The following is a 25,212-nucleotide window of genomic DNA, read 5'->3' on the forward strand; positions in this document are numbered from 1 at the left end:
TAAATATAGATATACGGTAATAATACAGCGATAGGACAATAAGATGATAGAATGACAATATGTAAAAGGATTCCCCGCTGTCTATCACTCGTTTTATACGATAATCTTTCTTAACCCGAATACGTAGTAATGCAGATCGGGTACAGGAGTATGGTGCAGGTCGGGTATGCGGTCATAACTCTGTGCACGTAGCATTTGTTGCATACGGATGATGCCGGTGCGCAACATAGAACTTTTATTACTCGGTACTTGCATATTATCCACATGTTCCAGACAGGAAGCGGTGGATGATGAATGTTGGTAATAGTTCTGAACGGCTTGCCGGGTGGTAGGTGCTTGAGTTAGGGTGCAACTCTCTGTCTGGTGGTCAACCGGAGTGCATAATAAATCCGCAGCTTCTATTGCACCGTTGTGTAATAAAACTGCGAGTATGGCTATCATACAATATTTTATGCACTGTTTCATACCTCCATATCTCTTTTCAGGGCGCAAAGATATAATAAGTATCTCTCATTTTGCTATCTCGGCATGACAAAAAATGACTATTTTTACACTTTTTATCCTAAATCAATTCCGTTTCCAGAATTCCGGTGTGAATAAAAGTAAAACGGTGAATAATTCCAGACGTCCCAGCAACATCAGGAACGACAGCAGCCATTTAGCGGCATCGGGTAGGGAATTCCACGAATATGCCGGGCCGGTATCTCCTAATCCCGGACCCATATTCCCGATGCTGGACACAACGCAGCCGATAGATTCTTCGGCATCTATCCCCATTCCCATCATTATTAATATGCCGATGATAGCAATAATGAAATATAAAAAGAAGAATGCCAGTACGGTAGAAACAATGGAAGGCGATATGACTTGCTTGTTTACGCGTACCGGTAATACGGCGTTGGGGTGGAGGATATGCTTGAACTCATTGCGTGACACTTTGGCGAGAATGACCATTCGAATACATTTTAGTCCGCCTGTCGTGCTGCCTGCGCACGCTCCCATTATCATGACGATGGTCAGTAATCCCCAGAGTATGGGCGTCCATAGCATGTAGTCGTCTGTGGCAAAGCCGGTGGAAGTGTGCAGGGAGATAACCTGGAACAATGATTTGCGGAAGGCTTCTTCCATGCCCATCGAACTGGTATAATGAAGGATAACGGCAATTACGGTGGTAAATCCGGTTACCGACCAGAAGTACCATTTCAATTCAGCGTTATCAATGACTTTTTTGAATTTCCGGTTGACAAAAAACAACAGCAACGTAAAGTTGATGCCGGAGACAAACATAAAAAGGGAGATAACATATTCTATGTAGGGAGAATGATAGTATGCCACACTCGCCTGTTTGGTAGAAAAACCTCCTGTGCCTGTGGTGGCGAAAGCATGGCATATGCTGTCAAACCAGTTCATTCCTCCCAGCATTAGCAGGATTACGAGGATAAAGGTAAGTCCGGTATAGATTCCCCATATCCATTTGGCTGTAATGCCGATGCGCGGGTGCACTTTGTCATGGGTGGGGCCGCTGGCTTCGGCTGCGAATACTTGCAGGCCGCTGACTCCGAAGATGGGCAACACTGCAATCGTGAACATGATGATTCCCAAACCGCCTATCCATTGCGTCATGCTGCGCCAGAACAAAAGTCCATGGGGAAGCGACTCTATGTTGTCCAGTACGGTGGCTCCCGTACTGGTAAAGCCGGACATGGTTTCAAAAAAAGCATTTGTAATGTCGGGGACATATCCGCTGATGTAAAAAGGCAACATACCGAAGAGGGAGAAGGCTACCCAGGCAAAGCTGACCAATACATAACCGTCGCGACGGGTTAACTGCTTGTCGCCCCCTTTTCCGGCAACTGCCATGAGCAGACCGGCTCCGGCTGTGATTCCTGCCGATTTCCAAAAGTCGAGCAGTGCTTCGTCGTTATAGTAATATGATATGCCCGAGCATGCCAACAGCATGATTGTTTCCAGCAATAGCAGAATACCGATAATCCGTATAATTGTCTTAAAGTTGATCACGTCTGTCAAGTAACTCTTAATTCTTCGCTAATTAAAGTATTTTTCGATTTTCTTAATCATCATGTTCAGGCAGAATACCACCACATGGTCGCCGGGTTGTATTTGCGTGTTACCCATAACCACAACACCTTCACCGTTACGTATCAGTCCGCCGATAGTGGTTCCTTTGGGCAGGCCGAGGTCTTTTACCGGGTGTTTGGTTATTTTGGATCCTGCCTTGACGGTAAACTCCGCTACATCAGCATTGGCGAAAGTCAGGCATTTCACATTGCTGACGTCGGCATCCAGCATCATCTGGTAAATATGGCTGGCAGCGATCATCTTTTTATTGATGACAGTGCCGATGTCAAGGCTTTCCGCCATACCTATATAATCTATGTTTTCTACTTCCGCCACTGTTTTGCTTACTCCCATACGCTTTGCCGCCAGACAGGCAAGGATGTTTGTTTCCGAGTTGCCGGTTAGTGCAACAAAGGCTTCGGTGTTCTTCAATCCTTCTTCCACGAGTAAGTCCATGTCTCGTCCGTCTCCGTTGATAATCATTGTCTTGTCATCCAATAATTCGGTCAGCCGGTTGCATCGGTTCAGGTCGTTATCCACAATTTTCACTTGCATATAGTCGGGAACATATTGTGCGGTGCGCACGGCAATGCGGCTTCCGCCCATAATCATGACGTTGCGTACGTCGGCATAATCTTCTTTGCCGGCTATCTTGCGGATATATGGAACGAATTTGCGGGTGGTGGTGAAGTAGACAATGTCGTGCAGCTTTATGACATCGTCGCCACGAGGAATCAATGTTTCGTTACCGCGTTTGATGGCTACCACGTGATAGGGCAGTTCCGGTCCGCCCAGTTGGTGCAGGGGGATGTCCAGAATCTCAGCCTTTTCGCGCATCTTGGCACCTATCAGAATCAGTGCACCGCCGCAAAATTCCCACCATTGGCGCACCCAGCTCATGCGGATGGATGATACGATTTCTTTTGCAGCGAGCATTTCCGGATAAATGAGCGAGTCTACCCCTAACTTCTGGAAGAACTCCTTGTTTTTGGGTAGCAGGTATTCGTAGTTGTCAATGCGCCCTACGGTCTTTTGCGCACCGAGGTTGGTGGCAAGCATACAGGCGGTGATGTTGCGGCTTTCATCGGGGGTGACGGCAATGAAGAGGTCGGCTTCTCCTACTCCTACTTCTTTTAATCCTGTAATGGAGGTGGGAGAGGCGGTGACGGTCATCAAGTCGAAGTTGGAGCTGAGCGTGCTCATCCTTTCTTCGTTGTCGTCCATCAATATGATGTCTTGCTTCTCGCGCGACAAGAGTTTGGCTAAATGTGTGCCTACTGCGCCGGCACCTGCAATAATAATCTTCACAATATTTTTAGAAATGAAGAATTAAGAATGAAGAATTTCCTTGCGGATGGCTTGCGCATGGCGCAGCCCGGTTCTTCATTCATCATTCTTAATTAATATATTATAGATTCCTTCTTCATCCATTCCGCACAACCGGTATAGTTCTTGTACCGTACCATGTTCAATAAATGTGTCGGGCACGCCGATACGCTTTATATGCGGGGTGTAGTCATGATCTGCCATGAATTCCAGTACGGCACTTCCCATGCCGCCTTTTCGTGCACCGTCTTCTATGGTGAGGATGCGACTGAAGTTACGTCCTACTTCATGTAATAATGTTTCATCCAGAGGCTTGAGGAAACGCAGGTCGTAATGGGCTATGGAGATTCCTTTGTCTGCTTCCGCCCGTTTAATGGCGCGTGCGGCAATGTTTCCTATCGGGCCGAGGGTGATGACTGCCAGGTCTTTGCCGTCTTTCAGTTTACGCCCTTTGCCTACGGGGATTTCTTCCAGTGGACATTTCCAGTTTACCAGTACGCCGCGTCCACGCGGGTAACGGATAACGAACGGACCCTTATCGGGCAGTTGGGCTGTGTACATCAGCCGGCGCAACTCGTGTTCGTCCATAGGTGAAGATATAGTCAGATTAGGGATAGGGCGGAAATAGGCAAGATCGTATACTCCATGATGCGTAGGTCCGTCTTCGCCTACCAGTCCGGCGCGGTCCAAACAAAGTACGACGGGTAGCTTCAGGATGGCAATGTCGTGTATCACGTTGTCGTAGGCCCGTTGCATGAAGGACGAATAAATGTTGCAGAAAGGTTGCAGCCCTTCTTTTGCCATACCGCCGGAGAATGTGGCGGCATGTCCTTCGGCAATACCCACGTCGAAGGCGCGGTCGGGCATGGCTTTCATCAATAGGTTCATGGAACATCCTGTGGGCATGGCGGGGGTGATACCGACAATTTTCGGATTCTTCTCGGCCAATTCCACCAATGTCTCTCCGAATACGGTTTGGTACAGAGGGGGCAGATTGCTGGTATCGGTCGTGATGCGTTCGCCTGTCTCCGGATCGAATTTGCCCGGTGCATGCCAGATGCCCGGATTTTTTTCTGCCGGTTCAAAGCCTTTGCCTTTGACTGTGTGCAGATGAAGGATCTTAGGACCCTGCATATCTTTTATATCCCGCAGGATGCGTGCCAGGTTTTTTACATCGTGTCCGTTTATTGGACCGAAGTAGCGGATGTTCATCCCCTCGAAGATGTTCTGCTGCTGGGCTGCCATTGATTTCAGGCTGTTGGAGAAGCGGATTAACGCTTTACGCCGGTCTTCATTCAGTACGCCCATTTTGAATAGCATTTTGGATGCTTTGAAGCGTAGCTGGTTGTAGCGGTTCGATGTGGTCAGGTTGAAGAGATATTGTTTCATGCCACCCACACTGCGGTCTATCGCCATGTCATTATCGTTGAGGATAATCAACAGGTTGTTGGCCGTGGACGAAGCATTGTTCAAGCCCTCGAAAGCCAGTCCTCCGCTCATGCTGCCGTCGCCAATGACGGCTACTACGTGGCGGTCTTTTTCTCCTTTCTTGGCTGCTGCGACAGCCATACCCAAAGCCGCCGAAATAGAATTGGAGGCATGTCCGCAGGTAAAGGTGTCGTAATCGCTTTCTACGGGAGTGGGAAAAGGACGTATGCCTTTGAATTTGCGGTTGGTGCAGAAAGCCTCGCGACGTCCGGTGAGCATCTTGTGCCCGTAAGCCTGATGCCCCACATCCCATACGATGCGGTCGTATGGAGTGTTGTAGACGTAATGCAGCGCTACGGTCAGTTCCACCGTACCCAAACTCGCAGCAAAATGTCCCGGATTGCATGAAAGTTCTTGAATGATGTCTTGCCTTAATTCTTCACAAAGTTCCGGAAGTTGTTCTACGCTTAATTTACGTAAGTCTTCCGGATAAGAAATGGAATTTAGCAAGTTATATGTTGTTGACTCTGTTTTCATCACTGTACTGAAGATTACAAAATGCAAAAATACGAAAAGAAAACGGATGACTATATCATTTTATCTGTTTTTTATTTTGTCGTCTTCTTTTTACATAGAAAAGAGGGATAAATCCTTTCCGCTATGAAATATACAATGAAAACTTGTTTTGCCCGGCGGGAAAACCTATCTTTGTAGTATCCAAGACTTGGAATTGAGCTTTGATTTCTGAAACTGAAAGTTCAATTCCTTAGAATGAAAGCTTTATTCTAAGAAATGAAGCCTTCATTCCAAGTCTTGGATACTGCAAAGATAGGTTCCCTTGCCGGATGAAGTAAGTTTGGATAGGGAGTACAGGAAGAAATAAGAGTGTGGAACCTTTTAAAAAAAAGAAGATAGCAAATGCCTACGCATTATGTAATGAAAGAAATGCCTGACCTGCAAGGGAAAGGCGAACGGGTGACTTACCCGCAAATGGTATTGTTGGGACAAAGTTCAACCCGCGAATTGGCGGAATATATCTCCCTACGGAGCGGCTTTTCTCCGGGGATGGTCGAGGGCATCATCTGCGAGCTGGCGGAGGCAATGGCGCATACAATGGCGCGGGGCTTTTCGGCAAAGATAGACGGCATCGGTACGTTCACTCCGGGGCTGGTGATAGGCGCCGACAAGGAGCGTGAAGAAGCGGACGGTGACGCCACCCATCGCAATGCGCAGAGCATCTTTGTGGGGAAAATTAATTTTCAGGCGGAAAAGGAACTGGTGTATAAAACCAATAGGCACTGTACGCTGCGGCGTGCACCGTGGAAGCCTGTCCGCTCTTCGCAAAAATATACTGCCGGACAACGGTTGGAGATAGCACGAAAACATTTGGAAGCACATCCTTTTCTCACCGTCCGTACGTATTGCCAACTGACGGGATTGCTTCGTTCGTCAGGAACCGTTGAGCTGCGTAAGTTGTCGCATACACCGGGAACGGGCATCGGCTTCAGCGGATTTGGCAGTCACCGCGTATATATCAAGTCTGAAGAATGAATATTTAATACCGGTTTGCTTATGAATTTTTATACCCCTGTGGAAATTCCCGGAAGTTTGCCGCAGTTGACGCATGCCGACCGACTGATGTTGTTCGGCTCTTGCTTTGCCACACACATCGGCATGAGGCTCACCAATGCCAAGTTCCGCTGTGATGTCAATCCATACGGAGTGCTGTATAATCCGCTTTCTATCTCTGCCGCTTTACGGGAAATCGTTGAAGGAAAGAGATATGCTCAAGACGATTTGTTCTTCTTTCGTGAATGTTGGCACAGCCCGATGCATCATGGGGATTTTTCGTCCTCATCGGTAGAAGAAACATTACGCATTATCAATGAACGGATTGCCTCGGCTCACAATACTGTTTTTAATGCGGATTGCTTATTGTTGACTTTCGGCACAGCATGGGTGTACGAACAGAAGCATACGGGACGCATTGTGGGCAACTGCCACAAGCAACCGGAGAAAGAATTTACCCGCAGGCGGTTGGAGGTTGATGAAATAGTATTGGACTATACTTCATTGCTTTCCGGATTGTTGGCGCGGAATCTTGACTTGAAAGTGATTTTCACAGTCAGTCCTATCCGTCACGTGCGCGACGGGTTGCATGCCAATCAACTCAGCAAGGCTACGCTGCTGTTGGCGGTGGACCGGCTGCAAGCTGCTTTTCCGGAGAATGTATTCTATTTTCCCGCCTATGAATTGGTTTTGGATGAATTGCGGGATTACCGCTTCTACGCTGAAGATATGGTGCATCCTTCCGAAGTGGCTGTGCAGTATGTGTGGGAGCGCTTCTCGTCCGCCTGTTTTTCGCCGGAGACGTTACAGATCATAGAAGAAAGTGAAAATATACGTAGGGCATTGGCACACAAGCCCTTTCATCCCGGCTCTGAGGAGTATAAGCGTTTTTTAGGACAAATTGTGTTAAAAATAGACCGACTTAACGGAAAATACCCGTACTTAGATTTTCAAAAAGAAAGAGAATTATGTCATATACGATTGAAAATATAGCTCAAATCATTGGTGCGCGGCGGATAGGAGAGTTGTCCGCTACGATTGACTGGTTACTTACGGACAGTCGCTCCTTGAGTTTCCCTGAAGAAACATTGTTTTTTGCTTTGGCAACCAAACGGAATGACGGAGCCCGTTATATCCGCGATCTGTATGCGCGCGGTGTCCGCAACTTTGTCGTTAGTGAAGAAGGGCTTAAAGAAGCGGAAGCGCTTGGCTCTCCACTTCCGGATCTCAACTTATTGGTTGTGCCAAGTCCGTTGAAAGCATTGCAGAAGCTGGCGGAACAACATCGTGACCGGTTCCAGATTCCTGTTATCGGTATTACCGGCAGCAACGGAAAGACAGTTGTGAAAGAATGGCTGCACCAGTTGCTGAGTCCGGAACGTGTTATCACCCGTTCACCCCGCAGTTACAACTCGCAGATAGGTGTGCCTTTGTCTGTATGGCAGATGAACGAGCAAACAGAACTTGCCATTTTGGAGGCGGGAATCTCGGAGCCGGGAGAAATGCGCGCTTTGCAAAATATCATCAAGCCGACCATCGGAATTCTAACCAATATAGGCGGCGCACATCAGGAGAATTTTTTCTCTTTGCAGGAGAAGTGCATGGAAAAACTGGCGCTTTTTAAGGATTGTGATGTCGTGATTTATAATGGTGATGACGAGTTTATCAGTAATTGTGTAAGTAAATCCATCTTTTCGGCCCGCGAAATAGCATGGAGCAGGAGAGATATGGAGCGCCCCTTGTATATCAACAAGGTGGAAAAGCAGGAGAACTCTACCGTAATTTCCTATCGTTATTTGGATATGGACAACACATTTACATTGCCGTTCATAGATGATGCTTCTATCGAGAACTCGTTGAACTGTTTGGCAGCCTGCCTGTATCTGATGCTTCCTGCCGGGCAGATAACGGAGCGTATGGCAAAATTGGAGCCGGTGGCAATGCGTCTGGAAGTGAAAGAGGGTAAAAATGGTTGCTTGCTGATAAACGATAGTTATAATTCGGATCTCGGTTCTTTGGACATAGCGCTCGATTTTCTGTATCGTCGCTCACAGAGCAAGGGACTGAAGAGGACACTTATTCTTTCGGATATATTGGAAACCGGGCAGAATACTCCTACTCTTTATCGCCAGGTGGCACAGTTGGTGAACAGCAGGGGAATAGAACGTGTTATTGGTGTGGGAAATGAAATCTCCTCATGTGCCTCACGATTTAATATCGAGAAAGCTTTTTATCCTGATACGGCTGCGCTGATTGATGCCATTGGAAAAGGTGAACTGTCGCTGGAGAATGAAATAATCCTGATTAAGGGCGCGCGTAAGTTTGGTTTCGATGCATTGACGGAGGTTTTGGAGAGAAAGGTTCACGAAACGATATTGGAGGTGAATCTTGGTGCGATGATTGCCAATCTGAATTATTATCGCAGTAAACTGAAACCCGAAACCAAAATGGTGTGTATGGTGAAGGCTTCCGCCTATGGTGCCGGATCGTATGAGATAGCCAAAACTTTGCAGGAGCATCATGTGGATTATCTGGCTGTTGCCGTGGCAGATGAAGGTTCGGACCTGCGTAAAGCCGGCATTACGGCAAGCGTCATCATTATGAATCCGGAAATGACCGCTTTCAAGACGATGTTCGATTATAAGCTGGAGCCGGAAGTGTACAGCTTCCACCTGCTGGACGCATTGATTAAGGAAGCCGAGAAAGAGGGGATTACCAATTTTCCTATCCATGTGAAGCTGGATACCGGTATGCACCGGTTGGGGTTTGCTCCGGAAGATATGCCCCGGCTCATAGAACGTCTGAAAGGGCAGAACGCGGTTATTCCCCGTTCGGTGTTCTCGCATTTCGTGGGGAGTGATGCTCCGCAATTCGATGCCTTTACGCGTAAGCAGATAGAGACTTTTGAAAAGGCTTCCATGCTGTTGCAGGAGGCATTTCCATATAAGATACTTCGCCATATATGTAATTCTGCCGGTATTGAACGTTTTCCGGGGGCGCAGTTTGATATGGTGCGGCTGGGAATCGGGTTGTATGGCATCAGTCCGATAGACAATTCCATTATGAATAATGTCAGTACGTTAAAGACCACCATTCTGCAGATACGTGATGTGCCCGAAGAGGATACGGTGGGATATAGCCGCAAGGGACATTTGGTGCGCCCTTCGCGCATCGCAGCCATTCCTATCGGTTATGCCGACGGGCTGAATCGCCATTTGGGCAACGGCCGCGCCTATTGTCTGGTGAACGGGCAGCGCGCTCCCTATGTAGGCAATATTTGTATGGATGTCTGCATGATCGACGTAACGGATATTGACTGTAAGGAAGGTGACAGTGTGGAAATCTTCGGGGATCATCTGCCTATAACCGTTCTTTCCGATGTGCTTGAAACCATTCCGTATGAGGTGCTGACAAGTGTCTCGACACGTGTTAAGAGAATATATTATCAGGATTGAAAGGGGGTGTGATGCCTGATTTGTGAACTGTAATCCGCGGCATAATGTGAGCATGCCAACGGAATAAATTGCAAATCGTAAATCATAAATCATAAATCTTATTATCTTTGCAAGCAAATTTAATCCGATATGACTATGACAAACTTACTCTTATTGGGCTTCTTGCCCAGCGGTTCCGAGTGGATTATCATCGCACTGGTTATTCTGCTGTTGTTTGGCGGCAAGAAAATTCCTGAACTGATGCGTGGCTTAGGTAAAGGCGTAAAGAGCTTCAAGGAGGGTGTGAATGAGGCTAAAGACGAAATAAACAAAGCAAAGGAAGAGGTGGATAAACCTGTGGATAAATAATCATTCTCACATTGGCATATCCTCACCATGTCAGATAAAGAATTAACGTTCTGGGATCATTTGGACGAACTGCGCCGGGTATTGTTCCGTATTCTCGGCGTGTGGTTCATATTGGCTGTGGGTTACTTCATTGCAATGCCCTACTTGTTTGATAATGTAGTGCTTGCTCCATGCCACGATGATTTCATATTCTATGACCTGTTGCGTTATATCGGTGAGAGATTTGATTTGCACGATGAGTTCTTTACGCAGGAGTTCCATATAAAACTGATCAATATAAATTTGGCTGCACCGTTCTTCATCCATATCTCTACGGCTTTTTGGATGTCGGTGGTGACGGCTGCGCCATACTTGTTTTTTGAAATATGGAGGTTCATTAGGCCCGCACTCTATCCCGGTGAACGCAGGGGAGTGCAGAAAGCGCTCTGTTTGGGTACGGTGATGTTTTTCGTCGGAGTGTTGCTGGGCTACTTCATGGTCTATCCGCTGACATTGCGTTTTCTCTCCACTTATCAGCTTAGTGCGGCGATAGAGAATCAGATTTCCCTCAATTCGTATATTGATAATTTTATGATGCTGGTACTTTGCATGGGACTCGCTTTTGAGCTTCCGCTGGTGACGTGGCTGCTCTCGTTGCTGGGGTTGGTGCATAAGACGCTCTTACGTAGTTATCGGCGTCATGCTGTGGTGGCCATTGTCATTGTCGCTGCCATTATAACGCCCACAGGCGACCCGTTTACGTTGACCGTAGTTGCCGTACCGCTTTATATGCTTTATGAGATGAGTATCCTGATGATTAAGGATAAGAAAACTGACGGGGTTGAAGAAGTGGCAGAGGCGGAAAAGGAATGAATTCGGAAATAAAGGAATATTTTGATTTACTGTTGGAAGCCTGTTGTGCAGAGGACTTTTCCTTGAGATCGGCTTACCGGCAGTTGCGTGAACTGCTTGAGCACTTGTGCCGTACGCAAATGGCGGACAGCAGTCTGCAAATGACCGACCTTTCCGCCCGTATCAACTTTGTATCTTCCAAGCTCGGACTGACTGTCGCCGAGCAGAATCGTTTGCATACTTTCCGGCTTACCTCCAATGCCGTTTTGAACCGTCAGGCAGAACCTTCGCGGGAGCAACTGCTGCGCGATGCCAAAACATTGTCTTTTTTTGTAAAACGTTTGACGGGCGAAGCTGTTCCGGCCGAGCTGTACCGCTTGTTGCCGCATGCGGATGCTGCGTATATTGCTGCTCCTGTGGCAAAGGAACGTGTACGGCGCATGCGTGTCAGTTTCCAGTATGCCGATGAGAATTATCTGTATGTGTTACCCGTAGACACTGTGGCTGACGAGCCGTTACGGGTGCGCTATAATGTGCCGCAAATAAATGACGAATTTGCAGAAACTTGCGGTTTGTTGTGGCGGCATGCCCAAGTTAATTTGCTGGATGTGGCGATTGATGAATCGGGTGTGCTTACGCCTTCTTTCATAATTTTGGAGCCGGATTATTTGCTCGACATCAGTTCGTTGGCAGAATGTTTCAGGGAGTATGGGCATCATCCGGCAAATTACCTGTTGGCAAGATTGCAAACGCCCGATAATACCCGTCCGCTTTTGTTGGGTAATATAGCCAATCTCTTTCTGGATGAATGGATTCATGCAGAGGGAGAACCGGACTATTTGGCGTGTATGAAAAAAGCATTCCGTTCGTATCCCATTGAATTGGCTGCCTGTGCCGATTTGCGCGACCACGAAAAGGAACGTGAATTTTTTGCTGACTGCAAACGGCATTTTGATAATATCAGGCAAACGGTAACAAAGACTTTCCGGGAATCGGGTTATGAACTGGATAAAACGGATGCTGTGTTAGAACCGTCCTATATATGCGAAGCATTGGGCTTGCAGGGACGTCTGGATTATATGCAGCGCGATATGTCGTCTTTCATCGAAATGAAATCGGGTAAGGCGGATGAGTATACTATCCGGGGAAAGGTAGAGCCGAAAGAGAATAACAAGGTGCAGATGTTATTGTATCAGGCGGTATTGGAGTATGCCATGGGAAGGGATCACCGTCGTGTGAAGTCGTATTTGCTCTATACGCGTTATCCGTTGCTTTATCCTGCACGTCCTTCATGGGCTATGTTGCGTCGGGTCATGGATGTTAGAAATCGTATTGTGGCAAACGAATATGGTATCCAGTTGTGTAATAGCCCTCAATATACAGCGGAGCGCCTGCAAGATATTAAATCCGAAACCTTGAATGAGCGGCAACTTGACAACATTTTATGGAAACGCTATTTGTGTCCTTCGATTGATGCTGTGACACAGAGGATCAATGCGCTGTCAGCGTTGGAACAGTCGTATTTCTATGCATTGTATAACTTTATAACCAAAGAACTCTATACTTCGAAATCCGGTGATGTGGAGTATGAGGGACGTGCCGGAGCAGCAGCTTTATGGCTTGCTACTTTGGCGGAGAAAAGCGAGAACGGGGAGATCTTATATGATTTGGTGATACGGCAGAATCATGCAGCGGATATCCATAAACCTTATTTGGTGTTGGAACGTGTGCATCCGGATGCTGATACTTTGCCCAATTTCCGGCAAGGAGACGCGATTGTTCTGTATGAACGGAACGTAAACGAAGATAATGTTACCAATAAAATGGTGTTTAAAGGAAATATCGAGTATATTTCCGATTGCGATGTTTGCATTAGGCTTCGTGCAACGCAGCAGAATATCAGTGTGTTGCCAATGGATAGCCGTTACGCGATAGAGCATGACTATATGGATACTTCTTTTCGCAGTATGTATTCGGGACTGTCGGCTTTCCTGTCTGCCACGAAAGACCGTCGGGACTTGTTGTTGAATCAGCGTGAACCGGAATTTGATAGTGCTTTTGATGGTGCCATAGCTGCTGCTACCGATGACTTTGTACGTATTACGTTAAAGGCGCAGGCTGCTAAAGATTATTTTTTGCTGATAGGACCGCCGGGTACAGGCAAAACCTCTCGTGCTTTGCGGGGGATGGTGGAGGCTTTTTATCGGGAGGGGAAAGAGATTCTTTTGCTTTCATATACCAACCGGGCGGTGGACGAGATATGCAAGATGCTGACGGCCATTACTCCGGAAGTTAACTTTATACGTATAGGCAATGAGCTTTCATGCGAGGAGGCTTATCGTCCGTACTTGATAGAGAATGTATTGGAGACTTGTTCTACACGTCGCGAAGTGCAGGAACGTATGGCGCATTGCCGTATTTTTGTGGGAACAGTTGCTACGCTGTCTGCCAAAGCAGAACTGTTCCGGTTGAAAACTTTTGATGTGGCTTTGATAGATGAGGCGACACAGATATTGGAACCGCAACTGTTAGGGTTACTTTGTATGCGCGGTGTTACCGGTGGAAATGCTATCGGTAAGTTTGTTCTGATAGGAGATCATAAACAGCTTCCGGCAGTAGTGCTTCAGTCATCGGAGCAGTCGGAAGTCTACGACGAAGGTTTGCGGACGATTGGTTTGTGTAACTTGAAAGATTCCCTTTTTGAACGTCTTTACCGCAATGCCATGAAACAGCGTTCGGCTTGCTGTTTGCAACCTTCGACCGGAGATTCGCAATCATCGGTTGCCGGTTCTCCATTTTCTGCTCTCCGTTCTCTTGATATCCTTTGTCGTCAGGGACGCATGAATGTGGAAGTTGCTGCTTTTCCGAACCATGCCTTTTATGGCGGTTTGTTGCAGCCGGTGGGATTGGAACATCAAACTGGTTCTCTCAAACTCTCTCCCGAACTTTCTACCAATGAGTTTGCCGCTTTGCTGACGCGTCGTGTCGCTTTTCTTCCCTCTACTCCCGAACCGCCTATGCAGTCGGTAAAGATGAATCATTCGGAAGCAAGGATTGTTGCCCGGTTAGCCGCAGCTGTGTTTCAGCAATATGTCTCTGCCAACGGCTGTTTTAAGGCTTCCGCTTTGGGAATAATCACCCCTTATCGCAGCCAGATAGCATTAATAAAGAAAGAAATCGCCGCTTTGGATATACCGGCTTTGAATGATGTCTTGGTGGATACGGTGGAGCGTTTTCAAGGAAGCGAACGTGATATTATCATCTATTCTTTTTGCGTGAATAGGGCATATCAGTTGAGATTGCTTGCTAATTTGACAGAGGAGAATGGAATACAGATTGACCGTAAACTGAATGTGGCTTTGACCAGAGCCCGCAAGCAGATGTTCATAACCGGAGTTCCTCAATTATTGGAGCAGAATCCGATTTATTCCCGCTTACTGAAATATTGTAGATTGTAAAAGTTGGTCGGTTCTTGTGTTCTGTTCTTCGTTTAATAAATCTTAAATATTTTCATTCTCTTTATATACTTTATTAATAACAACGTGTGTAATAAAGCCTTATATTTGCAACACGTTTTTTTCATAGAGATTTAGATTTAAGGTTAGAAGAATTGTGGAAGTCGTGAGACTTCCCTTTTTTTCGCCTTGACGGTTGTTCTCTTATTGATTTGATAAGGAATCTTCAGGTTGTTAAGAGGACAAAAAAAGCTCTTTCATAAGAAGGGATATTCAGTAAATGTCTCTAAAAAATAAGATGGCATATGAAGATGATAGGGCATGACCACTTCATATGCCATTCTTATTGCCATTTTTCCGTGCTTTCTCACATAATTCTATCCGACAGGACATGACGTTCCGGAAGAAGTCTGATGACCTCTTCTGATTCTGTGAGTAAAATCATATCATGCTGCTTTAGCTGTTTTGTTTCTGATTTTTTCTATCATCAGTATGGCATTTGCCGTATGTATTCCAAAGAAAATCCACAGTATTTCCGTCTTCCTGTTTCCGGCCTTTATCCTTGAGAGCGAGTAATGTTGCTTTTGAGTGCCGAAGCTTCCTTCAAGCCGTGTTGCCCTTTCTTTTGAGAGTTCGCTTCTAAGCACCTTCCTCAAAGGCTCATCTTTGGCCGCCCTTCCCTTGCGCACAAAGGATGTGGATATCCCATATTTTGTACAGAACTTTCTGTTGGCATTATTGGCATATATGGAATCGGCAGCCACACATCTTACCCTTACATTCATAAGCTTCTGCTGCATACGGATACAGTCCTTCAAGCGTATACCCTCATTGAATGCCTTGAACGAGAGGTGTTCTATGAACGATATGCCGTCTATCTGTATATTATTGACCTTTGCACCAAACTCGACGGACTTGGTTTCCTTGCCTCTGACGATGGGACGTACATAATGACGGTCAATGCTGACGATGCGGTCACTGACTTTCCGCCCTTCAAACATTTCCTTTTCTTGTACAAGCACCTTTCTGATGATGGAAAGACGCTTATGATAATCCTGGGTATATCGGAGTAAAGCACCGTACTCGCTATGGATCCCATCCCTTTGACTGAGGAGCTTTTCAAGAAGCTTGATCATACGGCGCTTAAGCATTCTTGTCCTTGAAGCTCTCCTCTTTCTTTTCTTGCAGTAGGACAGATAGGATTCCGCCACATTCCTGTATTTGTTGCGCGGACGCCTTATGCCCAGCTCCCTGCAATGCCGGCATATATGCCTGTAGAGCCATTCGAGGCTTTCCCAAAGGAGTTTCATGTCCGTAGGAAAACGCATGTGGCTTTCATAGCATGTGGCATCGGTCATGCAGACGTGAAGGTTATCAAGATAAGGTTTCCAGTGTGAAGCCAGGAGCTCCTGGAAAGAATCAATGTCAAGGCGGGATGCTATCTCATTACGGATGGCACTGATTATCTTGAAGTTGGTTATGGGAAGGGACGGGGGAATCATAATTCCACAGAAAATCTGGTAGTGTATGTTCCCGTTCAGATGTTCCACCAGTTGCCTGTCGGAGAATCCGGTGTATGCCTTCAGGACCATAAGGGCGATCTTTGCGGAAGGACTGAATCTGTTCCTGCGTCCCAGGCGCCGGGCCGACAGGCCTGCGGCTTTTGCCATACATTCAAACGGAAAGACTGAATGAAGCTTGCCAAGCTCACTCTCATTAAAACTCTTGCGGTATTTTTCCAGAATATCAAATTCTGTAAAACCCAAAGTAGGGTGAATTTCTGAAATATTCACTATCTTTGCCATATCTTATTAGTTTGGATATTTCCCCCGTTTTGGCCGTCAAACCTTATTTTCGGGGGAATACCTAAAGATACAAAAAAGCCAACTAATTCGCAATAATTTGTGTATGAATTAGTTGGCTGATTTTGTAATATTTAATGAATGTCCCTAAGAAAGAGCTTTTTTTGTATCCATACATTATTATTAGTATCAGTTCAGTACGATAGGTTTATATTTCGGAACCAGCGCTTTCATGATGCACCAGCCAATCAGGTATGCCACAGCACACACGCAGAAGATGACGAAGTAACCTGCCGGTTTTCCTTCAAAGCCCATAAATGTCATATTGGTTTCTCCTGCATAAACGAACAGTTCACCGGCAATGTATTGCAATACCATGCAACCTATACCGCCTGCCATGCCACCTATACCGGTAACCGTTGCAATGGCAGTCTTTGGGAACATATCGCCTACCGTAGAGAATATATTGGCTGACCATGACTGATGAGCTGCCCCGCCGATACCGATCAATATAACCGGGAACCATGGAGAAATAGTGCCTAAAGGCTGAGCCAGCAATACTAACAGAGGGAAGAAAGCAAAAATCAACATGGCACGCATACGTGCTGCATAAGGATTTAAACCTGTTTTCTTGATGATGATAGAAGGTAACTTACCACCGTAGATTGAAAGCATTGTAATGGCATACAGCGTGAAAATCAAAGCTATGCCCAGTCCGTCAGAAGTCTTGATTCCAAATTGAGTGTTCAGGTAGGAAGGTGTCCAGAAAAGGAAGAACCACCATACACCGTCAGTCATGAATTTACCGATAGCGAATGCCCAGGTCTGCTTGTAACCGAAGCATTGCTGGAAGCTCATTTTCTTTTCTTCTGTCTGGGGAGTTGTTTGTGCTGCATCCTCATAGCTGTCTTGCTCGATGTACTCCAACTCGGCTTTGTTTACATGTTTGCTCTTGGCAGGCGCTGTGTACATAAACACCCAGAAGCCCATCCATATAAAACCAAGTCCGCCGATTACGATAAAGGCCATTTCCCATCCCCAAGCTTTAGCCAGCAAAGGTATGGACAACGGAGCAATCAGAGCTCCGATAGAAGCGCCTGCATTGAAAATAGAAGTAGCGTAGGCGCGGTCCTTTTTGGGGAAGTATTCTGCGGTAACCTTGATAGCGGCGGGGAAGTTTCCTGCTTCTCCCAATGCGAGCACGCAACGTGCTCCTAAGAAGCAGTACATACTGATTGTGGCAATCGTGACAACGACATCACCTGTGGCTCCCATTAATTCTGCCGCGCTGTGCAGACCTACGAAGTGTTCTGTGATAATACCGCAAAGAGCGTGCATACAAGCACCTAAAGACCAGATGCCGATAGCCCATAAATATCCTTTTTTAGATCCCAGCCAATCCACGAAACGACCTGCAAATAACATACAGGCTGCATATACAAATGAAAAGACTGCTGTAATTGTACCGTAATGTGATTCGTCCCAGTGAAATTCGGGTTTGATAAACTCATCCCAAGTAAGCGATAATACTTGGCGGTCGAGATAGTTAACTGTTGTCGCAAAGAATAACATGGCGCAAATGGTCCAACGATAATTGGACATCTTGCCCAGTGTGTTCTGAATTGTACTCATGATAATAGATTTTATTTATATGTGTTGCAAAAATACGTGTTTTTGTGTTAGGTTGGTGGTAATATTTGATGTAAATCATGGATAAAATGATAAAATAGGCATAGTTGCAAGCAACTATGCCTATTTTATTTATAGATATTACTTCATATCTATGTATTTTATTTCATCTTTATCGCTATATTTCAAGTTTTCGCCTCCCATACCCCAGATAAAGGTATAGTTGCTGGTACCTGCAGCTGCATGGATGCTCCATTCCGGAGAAGTGATGGCTTGCTCATTGTGCAGCCAAACGAGGCGTTCCTCTTGGGGTTCGCCCATTAAGTGGCAAATGGCATTGCCGGCAGGCAGGTTGAAGTAATAGTAGGCTTCCATACGACGTGTGTGAGTATGAGCCGGCATCGTGTTCCATACAGAACCGGGAGCAAGTTCGGTGAGTCCCATCTGCAACTGGTTTGTACCGCCATTTTTCACTCTCTCCAAAACGTCTTTTACAATCAGCTGGTTTACAATACGGTCGTTGCTGTCTTCCATTTTTCCGTAGTGGTCGGAGATGCCTAAAGCATATTTCTTAGGATTAGCTTTCTGAAGTTTGGCGTCGGTTGTAATCAACTGGGTAACGTAAGGCTTGTAAGCCGGTGCCGAATTGATATAGAATTTAGCGGGGTTGGCAGCATCGTTACTCTTGAAAGTTACTTCTTTATTGCCACAACCCACATAAAGCGCTTCTTTATACTTCATGGGGTATTCTTTACCGTCTACGGTAACCACTCCATCGCCACCGGTATTGATTACGCCCAATTCGCGACGTTCGAGGAAGTAAGTGATTTCCGGGCCCAATTCGCGGAATGTTTCCAGTTTCAATACTTTGTTTACAGGCATTGCTCCTCCATAAATCAGGCGGTCATAGAGAGTGTAAGTCACGTTGATCTCATCCGGTGCCATTACCTTGCTCATCATAAAGGCGCTACGAAGACGTTGTGTGTCATAGTGCTTTACATCCGACGGATGGCAAGCTGTCTGTACTGTGTAATTTACTTGGGCGGAAGCCGTAAGTGCGGCAGTACCCAACATCAGGGCTATTGCTAATTTTTTCATATCTGATATAAACTTTTAATTATTAATATGCTGTGATTGAATGTTTCCTTTATTTAGAACTCTTTTGAGCTTCTTTTTCGCTGCGTACGATGATGCGGCGGTTGATAAGCATCATGGCAATTGCTATCAGCGTCAGCAGTGCGGCTCCTACATACGAAAGTTTTACACCTCTATATATAGTCCAGCCGAAGAAAGAAGCTGCGAAATCAATGGAGCCGCCATCAAAACCTTCGGGGATGTGTGCAGTAGGATCGTGCGTTTCGGCGTATACTTGATTGGCTGCCAATGTGAAATCCGGTGCCATGTCGGTCACGAAGTACAAACCTAATATCAGGGTGACAAGACCAATGATGAGTGTCTTCACCACATTACCCTTAGTAAAGGGTAGTATCATTGGGAACAGATAGAACATACCGGCAAGTGAAGCCAATGGTAGGAACTGGTTGCCCGGCAGGAATACGGCAAGTGCCAGAATAACAGGAATAAGGATGACCGACGCTACCAATGTGGCAGGATGACCGATAACCAATGCAGGGCTCATACCGATATGCACTTTTTTACCGTTGAATTTGACTTTTACCAGTTCTGAAGTCTTTTCAGAGATAGGTTTCAGTCCTTCGATGAACAGGGAGGTGATGCGGGGAATAAGTTCCATTACAGCTCCCATTGTGATACCCAAGAAGAGCACTTTCTTGATGTCGAGCTGTGCTGCCCAGCCTATGAGCATACCTACGATAACTCCCAATACCAGTGGTTCGCCTATTACACCAAACTTCTTTTTCATACCTTCTGCATCAATTTCCAGCTTGGAGAAACCGGGAATTTTGTCTAATGCCTTGTTGATGAGTATGGCAAACGGAGTGAAACTCTGACAGAAAGGTTGAGGAATAGAGATACCGTCCAAATCATAGAACTTTTGAAATTTCTCAGCGGTGAGGTCTGCACAAACCAATGTGATGATGTAGCAGATAATAGCGGCGAAATAACCCCATGCCAAATTCTGACCGGTAACAAAGTAAGCTACGGCACCGATGAAAGCAAAGTGCCAGTAGTTCCACAAGTCTATGTTTACAGTACGTGTGGTCTTGGTTATAAGCATCAGGAAGTTGACACCTAAACAGATGGGAATGATAAGTGCACCGACAGCTGTATTATAAGCTACGGCAGCTGCGGCGGGCCATCCCATATCGAATACGTTCAGTTGTAGGTGATACAAATCGGATATAGCTTTCAGGGGGGTATCAAAGTTTGTTGTCAGAAGGGCAGTGACTACACCTAAGCCCACAAATCCAACTCCAACGAAGAGACCTGATTTCAGAGCCTTTCCAAATTTCATGCCAATGCACATGCCTATGATTGTAAAAATAATAGGCATCATAACAGACGCTCCTAAAGCGATGATATAACTAAAAACTTGTTCCATTCTTTATGTGATTTAATTGATAAATGACGATGTTTAACAATAGTATGAATTGAAAATCGGGGTCAAAAATAAAACCTTTTCCTTATTAATCAAATTGTAAAGGCATAATAAATAGTAAATCAGGACGATTTTGGACAAATTTGTCGTTATCGTGCACAAATTTGTTCGTTTTCGTACACGAAAATCAAAAAATGCACCCTCTACGCCAAAAAATGCACAGAGGTTTGGAAAGAAACCTCTACTTTTGTTTCATGAAAAACAGTAAAGTCTAATACCAAAAAAGAACATATTCATGAAGAAGAACTTTATTTGTAAATTTATTGTATCCGGTTCATTGTTTTTTTTCTCTTTGGGCATGTTTGCGCAACGTGTGAGTGCTGATTTGCCTTGGTCGGTACGTATGGTGGAATCTGAGATGATTCGTTGTCCGGAGGCTTGGCGGTTGGATTTTCAGCCGAAATTGAAATGGGACTATTGTCATGGTTTGGAACTTCAGGCTATGTTGGATGTGTATGATCGTTACGGAGATCAGAAAATCTATGATTATGCTTTAGCCTATGCCGATACCATGATAAATGCCGACGGTACTATCAAAATGTACAAACGTGAGGAATACAGTCTTGACCGCATCAACTCCGGCAAGTTTATATTCCGCATTTACGAACAGGCAAAAGATGAGAAATACAAGAAAGCGCTTGCTTTGATGAGAAGTCAGCTTGATGAGCATCCCCGTAATGCAGACGGAGGTTTTTGGCATAAGAAGATTTATCCGAATCAAGTATGGCTGGACGGTATTTATATGGGAGCTCCCTTTTATGCAGAATATGCATTTCGCAATAATCAGGTAAAGGATTATGCCGATGTTATCAATCAATTCCTGATGGCAGCCCGTCATACTTATGATGCGAAGAACGACCTGTATCGTCACGCATGTGACGTAAGTCGTAAGGAGCGTTGGGCCGATCCTGTTACCGGCCAGTCGAAACATAGCTGGGGGCGTGCCATGGGGTGGTATGCAATGGCGTTTGTAGATGCTCTCGATTTTATCCCGAAACATGAACCCGGTAGAGATTCCATGCTGGTAATTTTCAATAAAATAGCTGCCCAGATAAAGCGTCTGCAAGATTCCAAGAGCGGTTTGTGGTATCAGGTGTTGGACAAGAGTGGAGCACCGGGAAATTATCTGGAATCTTCTTGTTCCACAATGTTTGTGTATTCCTTATTCAAAGGGGTGCGCAAAGGGTATATTGATAAATCTTATCTGGCGGTAGCTATTAAAGGATACAAAGGCATTCTTGATAATTTCATTGAGGTGGATGGGAACGGTGTGATAAGCATAACAAAAGCATGCGCCGTAGCCGGGCTCGGTGGAAAAGTTTATCGTTCGGGAGATTATGATTATTACATTAATGAGACTGTCCGCAATAACGATCCTAAGGCTGTAGGCCCGTTTATTCTTGCATCGTTGGAGTGGGAACGTCTTCAGGATGTGAAAGCAACTGTTAATCAGAAATAACACCGTTAATCATAAATAATAATGAAAGCAAGTATGAAAATATTGTGCAGCTTTGTGATAGCTCTACTTTGTGGGGGCAGTTCCTTGTCTGCGGCACAGCAGTGGAAAGACACGATTGTTGTGGCACGTGACGGTAGCGGGGATTACCGCACGCTGACCGAAGCCATGGAGGGCATCCGGGCCTTTATGGATTATAAAGTGACAGTACTGGTTAAAAAAGGTGTATATAAGGAGAAGGTTATTCTTCCTTCTTGGTTGGAAAATGTCGATTTCATCGGTGAAAATGCGGAAAATACAATAATCACTTACGATGATCATGCCAATATAAACAAAATGGGGACTTTCCGTACTTACACTTTGAAAGTAGAGGGAAACTCCATTACTTTTAAGAACCTGACGATTGAGAATAATGCTGCGCGACTGGGGCAGGCTGTTGCGCTTCATACGGAAGGCGACCGCCTGATTTTTATCAACTGCCGCTTTTTGGGAAATCAGGATACTATTTATACCGGTGCGAAAGGCACCCGGCTCTATTTTCTGAACTGCTATATAGAGGGGACTACCGATTTTATTTTCGGACCGTCTACGGCATTGTTCCGGAATTGCACCATCCATAGCAAAAGCAATTCATACATAACGGCGGCATCCACTCCGAAAGATGTTGAAGTGGGATATGTCTTTAGAGACTGTAAGTTGACTGCTGCTCCGGGAGTTGATAAAGTCTATTTGGGCCGTCCTTGGCGGCCGTATGCAGCTACGGTGTTTATTAATTGTGAAATGGGGAAGCATATCCGTCCGGAAGGCTGGCATAATTGGGGTAATTCGGAGAATGAAAAAACAGCCCGATATGCCGAATTCGGCAGTACGGGAGAAGGGGCCGACTGCGCAGGCCGGGTAAAATGGGCTAAGCAACTGACCGGAAGGGAAGCTGCCAAGTACGGTAATCCTGCCTATCTCTTCGAGAGATGCAGTGAATGGAAAGAAGTGGAACTTTAACGGGTTTCTTTCAGGAAGTCTGCTCTCATGGGACTGAAGCAGTCGATAAGTATACCGGCTTCCAGGCAAGTACATCCATGTTCGGCATCCGGTTCGATGTAAACGCCGTCACCTGCCGACACAATCTGCTTTTCGCCATTAACGGTGAATTCGAATTTTCCGCTTGCCACATAGGTTGTTTGGGTGTGATAGTGGGTGTGAGGGGTGCCCACTGCACCTTGCTCAAATTTGACTTTAACGAGCATAACCTGACCGTCATATCCCAGTATCTGGCGAACGACGCCTTCACCGGCGGGTTCCCATGCTTTCTCGTTTTCGAGAATGAATGTATTGCTTCTTGTCTTTTTCATTGTGTAGAAAATTGTTTTATTTTGGCAAATATACGACATTAAACAATAAGTTTGAAAACCATGAAAAATAAATTGATTCTGCTCTTGGCAGTGCTTTTCCTATGTTCGGCTTTCAAGGCGGACAAGCCGGTAATCACTATATTTATGATCGGCGATTCTACAATGGCGAATAAGTCGTTGACCGGTGGCAATCCGGAAAGAGGGTGGGGGCATGTACTGCCCGGTTTCTTTTCTGAGGATATACGAGTGGACAATCATGCCATGAACGGGCGCAGTTCCAAGAGTTTTATTAACGAAGGACGTTGGGACAAAGTGCTTTCGCTGATAAAAAAAGGAGATTATGTTTTTATCCAGTTCGGACATAATGACGAGAAACTGTCAGCAGAGCGCCATACGGATCCAGGAACGACATTCGATGCCAACCTTCGCAAGTTTGTGAACGAAACAAGGGCAAAAGGTGGTATCCCGGTACTTTTCAATTCCATTGTACGCCGTAAATTTGGTACTTCCAATGATAAGGCTGTGGCGGAAGCTATTCTTCAGGATGATATTCGCAAGGGGATCAATCCGGATGCCAAAAGGGATGCTTCACAGGATGATGAGGTGAGGGAAGGAGATAAGCTGATTGATACGCATGGAGCCTATTTGGACTCCCCACGTAATGTGGCAGAGGAATTGGATGTGCCTTTTATTGATATGAATAGGCTTACCCATAAGCTGGTAGAGGGGTTGGGCCCGAAAGAATCGAAAAAACTTTTTATGTGGGTGCCTGCCAATACAATCGCATCCATGCCTAAAGGACGTGAGGACAATACCCACTTAAATGTATATGGTGCACGTGTCATAGCAGGTATTACGGTAGATGCCATAGCAAAAGCAGTGCCGGAATTGGCAAAGTATGTTCGCCATTATGATTTCGTGGTGGCACAAGACGGTAGCGGTGATTTCTTTACTGTACAGGAAGCCATTAATGCCGTTCCCGATTTCCGTAAAAATGTACGTACCACGATACTGATACGCAAGGGTGTGTATAAAGAAAAGCTGATTGTGCCTGAAAGTAAGATTAATATCTCCCTGATAGGTCAGGAAGGGGCGGTCATATCGTATGATGATTATGCCGGCAAACCGAATATCTTTGGTGAAAACAAAGGAACGTCCGGTTCGTCTTCCTGTTATATTTATGCACCCGACTTTTACGCGGAGAATATCACGTTCGAGAACACATCAGGTCCGGTAGGTCAGGCAGTTGCCTGTTTTGTAAGCGCCGATCGCGTGTATTTTAAAAACTGCCGTTTCCTCGGTTTTCAGGATACACTCTACACCTACGGGAAGGGAGTGCGGCAGTATTATGAGGATTGTTATATAGAGGGAACAGTGGATTTTATATTCGGTTGGTCTACGGCTGTTTTCAATCGCTGCCACATCCACAGCAAACGTGACGGTTATGTTACGGCTCCTTCTACCGACGAGGGACAGAAATACGGCTATGTATTCTATGACTGTAAGCTGACTGCGGATGCAGGGGTGACAAAAGTGTACTTGTCCCGTCCATGGCGTCCTTTTGCCAGGGCTGTATTTGTGCATTGTGATTTGGGAAAGCATATTCTTCCTGCCGGGTGGCACAACTGGAACAAGAAAGAGGCGGAGAGGACAGCCTTTTACGCTGAATATGACAGCTATGGACCGGGAGCCAACCCCAAAGCCCGCGCTGCTTTCTCGCATCAGTTGAAAGATTTGAAAGGTTATGAAATGGAATCCGTACTGTCCGGCAGTGATAACTGGAATCCGGTTGCAAACGGTAATGCATTGGTAAGTATAAAGCGTTAACTGACAAAACTATTTTATATCAGGCACATCGTCCGATAAGTATTCTTTTCCATTTCTCCAGGGATAAGTGGGCTGTTGTT

18 protein-coding genes are annotated in these 25,212 nt (G+C 45.8%); 9 read left to right on the forward strand and 9 right to left on the reverse strand.

Annotation, left to right across the window (positions count from 1 at the left end; translation table 11 throughout):
• Nucleotides 1–93: 93 nt before the first annotated feature.
• The 4 genes from NQ546_RS05965 to dxs form a co-directional block, all read right to left on the reverse strand.
• Complete coding sequence (locus tag NQ546_RS05965) at nucleotides 94–465, reverse strand: hypothetical protein (protein WP_239463457.1); 372 nt, start codon at nucleotides 463–465, stop codon at nucleotides 94–96.
• A 102-nt stretch (nucleotides 466–567) separates the two neighbouring features.
• Nucleotides 568–2,019: a TrkH family potassium uptake protein gene (locus NQ546_RS05970; protein WP_004289131.1), complete on the reverse strand. Its 1,452-nt coding sequence runs from the start codon at nucleotides 2,017–2,019 to the stop codon at nucleotides 568–570.
• A gap of 27 nt (nucleotides 2,020–2,046) precedes the next feature.
• Nucleotides 2,047–3,387 carry a Trk system potassium transporter TrkA gene (gene trkA / locus NQ546_RS05975; protein WP_004289132.1) on the reverse strand — a complete coding sequence of 447 codons (1,341 nt, stop codon included), beginning with the start codon at nucleotides 3,385–3,387 and terminating at the stop codon, nucleotides 2,047–2,049.
• A 75-nt stretch (nucleotides 3,388–3,462) separates the two neighbouring features.
• The gene (gene dxs, locus NQ546_RS05980; RefSeq protein ID WP_004289134.1) at nucleotides 3,463–5,370 is read right to left on the reverse strand and encodes a 1-deoxy-D-xylulose-5-phosphate synthase; all 1,908 of its coding nucleotides are present in this window, start codon (nucleotides 5,368–5,370) and stop codon (nucleotides 3,463–3,465) included.
• A 381-nt stretch (nucleotides 5,371–5,751) separates the two neighbouring features.
• Between dxs and NQ546_RS05985 the strand changes: the two genes are divergently transcribed.
• The 6 genes from NQ546_RS05985 (at nucleotide 5,752) to NQ546_RS06010 (ending at nucleotide 14,494) form a co-directional block, all read left to right on the forward strand.
• Nucleotides 5,752–6,384, forward strand: coding sequence for an HU family DNA-binding protein (locus tag NQ546_RS05985; protein WP_039953092.1), 633 nt, complete (start codon nucleotides 5,752–5,754; stop codon nucleotides 6,382–6,384).
• 21 nt (nucleotides 6,385–6,405) lie between these two features.
• Entirely contained in the window at nucleotides 6,406–7,395 is a 990-nt protein-coding gene (locus tag NQ546_RS05990; protein ID WP_004289137.1) for a GSCFA domain-containing protein, read from the forward strand.
• Complete coding sequence (locus NQ546_RS05995; protein ID WP_004289138.1) at nucleotides 7,371–9,857, forward strand: bifunctional UDP-N-acetylmuramoyl-tripeptide:D-alanyl-D-alanine ligase/alanine racemase; 2,487 nt, start codon at nucleotides 7,371–7,373, stop codon at nucleotides 9,855–9,857. The genes NQ546_RS05990 and NQ546_RS05995 overlap by 25 nt, the downstream gene beginning before the upstream one ends.
• A gap of 135 nt (nucleotides 9,858–9,992) precedes the next feature.
• Nucleotides 9,993–10,205: a Sec-independent protein translocase subunit TatA/TatB gene (locus tag NQ546_RS06000; protein WP_004293781.1), complete on the forward strand. Its 213-nt coding sequence runs from the start codon at nucleotides 9,993–9,995 to the stop codon at nucleotides 10,203–10,205.
• A 27-nt stretch (nucleotides 10,206–10,232) separates the two neighbouring features.
• Complete coding sequence (tatC, locus tag NQ546_RS06005) at nucleotides 10,233–11,057, forward strand: twin-arginine translocase subunit TatC (RefSeq protein ID WP_004289140.1); 825 nt, start codon at nucleotides 10,233–10,235, stop codon at nucleotides 11,055–11,057.
• Nucleotides 11,054–14,494 (forward strand): AAA domain-containing protein, encoded by a 3,441-nt coding sequence (locus tag NQ546_RS06010; protein WP_004289141.1) that lies wholly within the window; start codon nucleotides 11,054–11,056, stop codon nucleotides 14,492–14,494. Before tatC ends, NQ546_RS06010 begins: the two co-directional genes overlap by 4 nt.
• Nucleotides 14,495–14,937: 443 nt before the next feature.
• Here the strand turns inward: NQ546_RS06010 and NQ546_RS06015 are convergent, their stop codons facing one another.
• The 4 genes from NQ546_RS06015 to NQ546_RS06030 all read right to left on the reverse strand — a co-directional run bounded on the left by NQ546_RS06015 (nucleotide 14,938) and on the right by NQ546_RS06030 (nucleotide 20,443).
• Nucleotides 14,938–16,296 carry a transposase gene (locus tag NQ546_RS06015; protein ID WP_004292408.1) on the reverse strand — a complete coding sequence of 453 codons (1,359 nt, stop codon included), beginning with the start codon at nucleotides 16,294–16,296 and terminating at the stop codon, nucleotides 14,938–14,940.
• 186 nt (nucleotides 16,297–16,482) lie between these two features.
• A complete protein-coding gene (locus tag NQ546_RS06020) occupies nucleotides 16,483–17,925 on the reverse strand; it encodes an MFS transporter (protein ID WP_004289142.1) in 1,443 nt (480 codons plus the stop codon).
• 138 nt (nucleotides 17,926–18,063) lie between these two features.
• Nucleotides 18,064–19,020 carry a 5-dehydro-4-deoxy-D-glucuronate isomerase gene (gene kduI, locus NQ546_RS06025; protein WP_004289143.1) on the reverse strand — a complete coding sequence of 319 codons (957 nt, stop codon included), beginning with the start codon at nucleotides 19,018–19,020 and terminating at the stop codon, nucleotides 18,064–18,066.
• Nucleotides 19,021–19,069: 49 nt separating this feature from the next.
• Nucleotides 19,070–20,443 carry a PTS galactitol transporter subunit IIC gene (locus tag NQ546_RS06030; RefSeq protein ID WP_004289144.1) on the reverse strand — a complete coding sequence of 458 codons (1,374 nt, stop codon included), beginning with the start codon at nucleotides 20,441–20,443 and terminating at the stop codon, nucleotides 19,070–19,072.
• A gap of 292 nt (nucleotides 20,444–20,735) precedes the next feature.
• Between NQ546_RS06030 and NQ546_RS06035 the strand changes: the two genes are divergently transcribed.
• Nucleotides 20,736–21,959 carry a glycoside hydrolase family 88/105 protein gene (locus NQ546_RS06035; protein WP_004289145.1) on the forward strand — a complete coding sequence of 408 codons (1,224 nt, stop codon included), beginning with the start codon at nucleotides 20,736–20,738 and terminating at the stop codon, nucleotides 21,957–21,959.
• A gap of 21 nt (nucleotides 21,960–21,980) precedes the next feature.
• Nucleotides 21,981–22,955: a pectinesterase family protein gene (locus NQ546_RS06040; RefSeq protein WP_004289146.1), complete on the forward strand. Its 975-nt coding sequence runs from the start codon at nucleotides 21,981–21,983 to the stop codon at nucleotides 22,953–22,955.
• Here NQ546_RS06040 and NQ546_RS06045 read toward each other — a convergent pair.
• Nucleotides 22,952–23,305, reverse strand: a complete 354-nt coding sequence (locus NQ546_RS06045) for a cupin domain-containing protein (RefSeq protein ID WP_004289147.1) — start codon at nucleotides 23,303–23,305, stop codon at nucleotides 22,952–22,954. The two genes, NQ546_RS06040 and NQ546_RS06045, sit on opposite strands and share 4 nt — an antisense overlap.
• A gap of 60 nt (nucleotides 23,306–23,365) precedes the next feature.
• Here NQ546_RS06045 and NQ546_RS06050 point away from each other — a divergent pair, with 60 nt between their 5' ends.
• Entirely contained in the window at nucleotides 23,366–25,132 is a 1,767-nt protein-coding gene (locus NQ546_RS06050; protein WP_004289148.1) for a pectinesterase family protein, read from the forward strand.
• Nucleotides 25,133–25,212: the final 80 nt, after the last annotated feature.

It is taken from the genome of Bacteroides eggerthii (genome assembly GCF_025146565.1).
Taxonomy (GTDB): Bacteria; Bacteroidota; Bacteroidia; order Bacteroidales; family Bacteroidaceae; genus Bacteroides; species Bacteroides eggerthii.

Coding starts and splice junctions, on each gene's coding strand:
- NQ546_RS05995 (WP_004289138.1), top strand. CDS start 7,371: ATGTCATATACGATTGAAAATATAGCTCAAATCATTGGTGCGCGGCGG.
- kduI (WP_004289143.1), bottom strand. CDS start 19,020: ATGAAAAAATTAGCAATAGCCCTGATGTTGGGTACTGCCGCACTTACG.
- NQ546_RS06030 (WP_004289144.1), bottom strand. CDS start 20,443: ATGGAACAAGTTTTTAGTTATATCATCGCTTTAGGAGCGTCTGTTATG.
- NQ546_RS06010 (WP_004289141.1), top strand. CDS start 11,054: ATGAATTCGGAAATAAAGGAATATTTTGATTTACTGTTGGAAGCCTGT.
- NQ546_RS06050 (WP_004289148.1), top strand. CDS start 23,366: ATGAAAAATAAATTGATTCTGCTCTTGGCAGTGCTTTTCCTATGTTCG.
- NQ546_RS06045 (WP_004289147.1), bottom strand. CDS start 23,305: ATGAAAAAGACAAGAAGCAATACATTCATTCTCGAAAACGAGAAAGCA.
- dxs (WP_004289134.1), bottom strand. CDS start 5,370: ATGAAAACAGAGTCAACAACATATAACTTGCTAAATTCCATTTCTTAT.
- NQ546_RS06040 (WP_004289146.1), top strand. CDS start 21,981: ATGAAAGCAAGTATGAAAATATTGTGCAGCTTTGTGATAGCTCTACTT.
- NQ546_RS05965 (WP_239463457.1), bottom strand. CDS start 465: ATGAAACAGTGCATAAAATATTGTATGATAGCCATACTCGCAGTTTTA.
- NQ546_RS05985 (WP_039953092.1), top strand. CDS start 5,752: ATGCCTACGCATTATGTAATGAAAGAAATGCCTGACCTGCAAGGGAAA.
- NQ546_RS06035 (WP_004289145.1), top strand. CDS start 20,736: ATGAAGAAGAACTTTATTTGTAAATTTATTGTATCCGGTTCATTGTTT.
- tatC (WP_004289140.1), top strand. CDS start 10,233: ATGTCAGATAAAGAATTAACGTTCTGGGATCATTTGGACGAACTGCGC.
- NQ546_RS06020 (WP_004289142.1), bottom strand. CDS start 17,925: ATGAGTACAATTCAGAACACACTGGGCAAGATGTCCAATTATCGTTGG.
- NQ546_RS05990 (WP_004289137.1), top strand. CDS start 6,406: ATGAATTTTTATACCCCTGTGGAAATTCCCGGAAGTTTGCCGCAGTTG.
- NQ546_RS06015 (WP_004292408.1), bottom strand. CDS start 16,296: ATGGCAAAGATAGTGAATATTTCAGAAATTCACCCTACTTTGGGTTTT.
- NQ546_RS06000 (WP_004293781.1), top strand. CDS start 9,993: ATGACAAACTTACTCTTATTGGGCTTCTTGCCCAGCGGTTCCGAGTGG.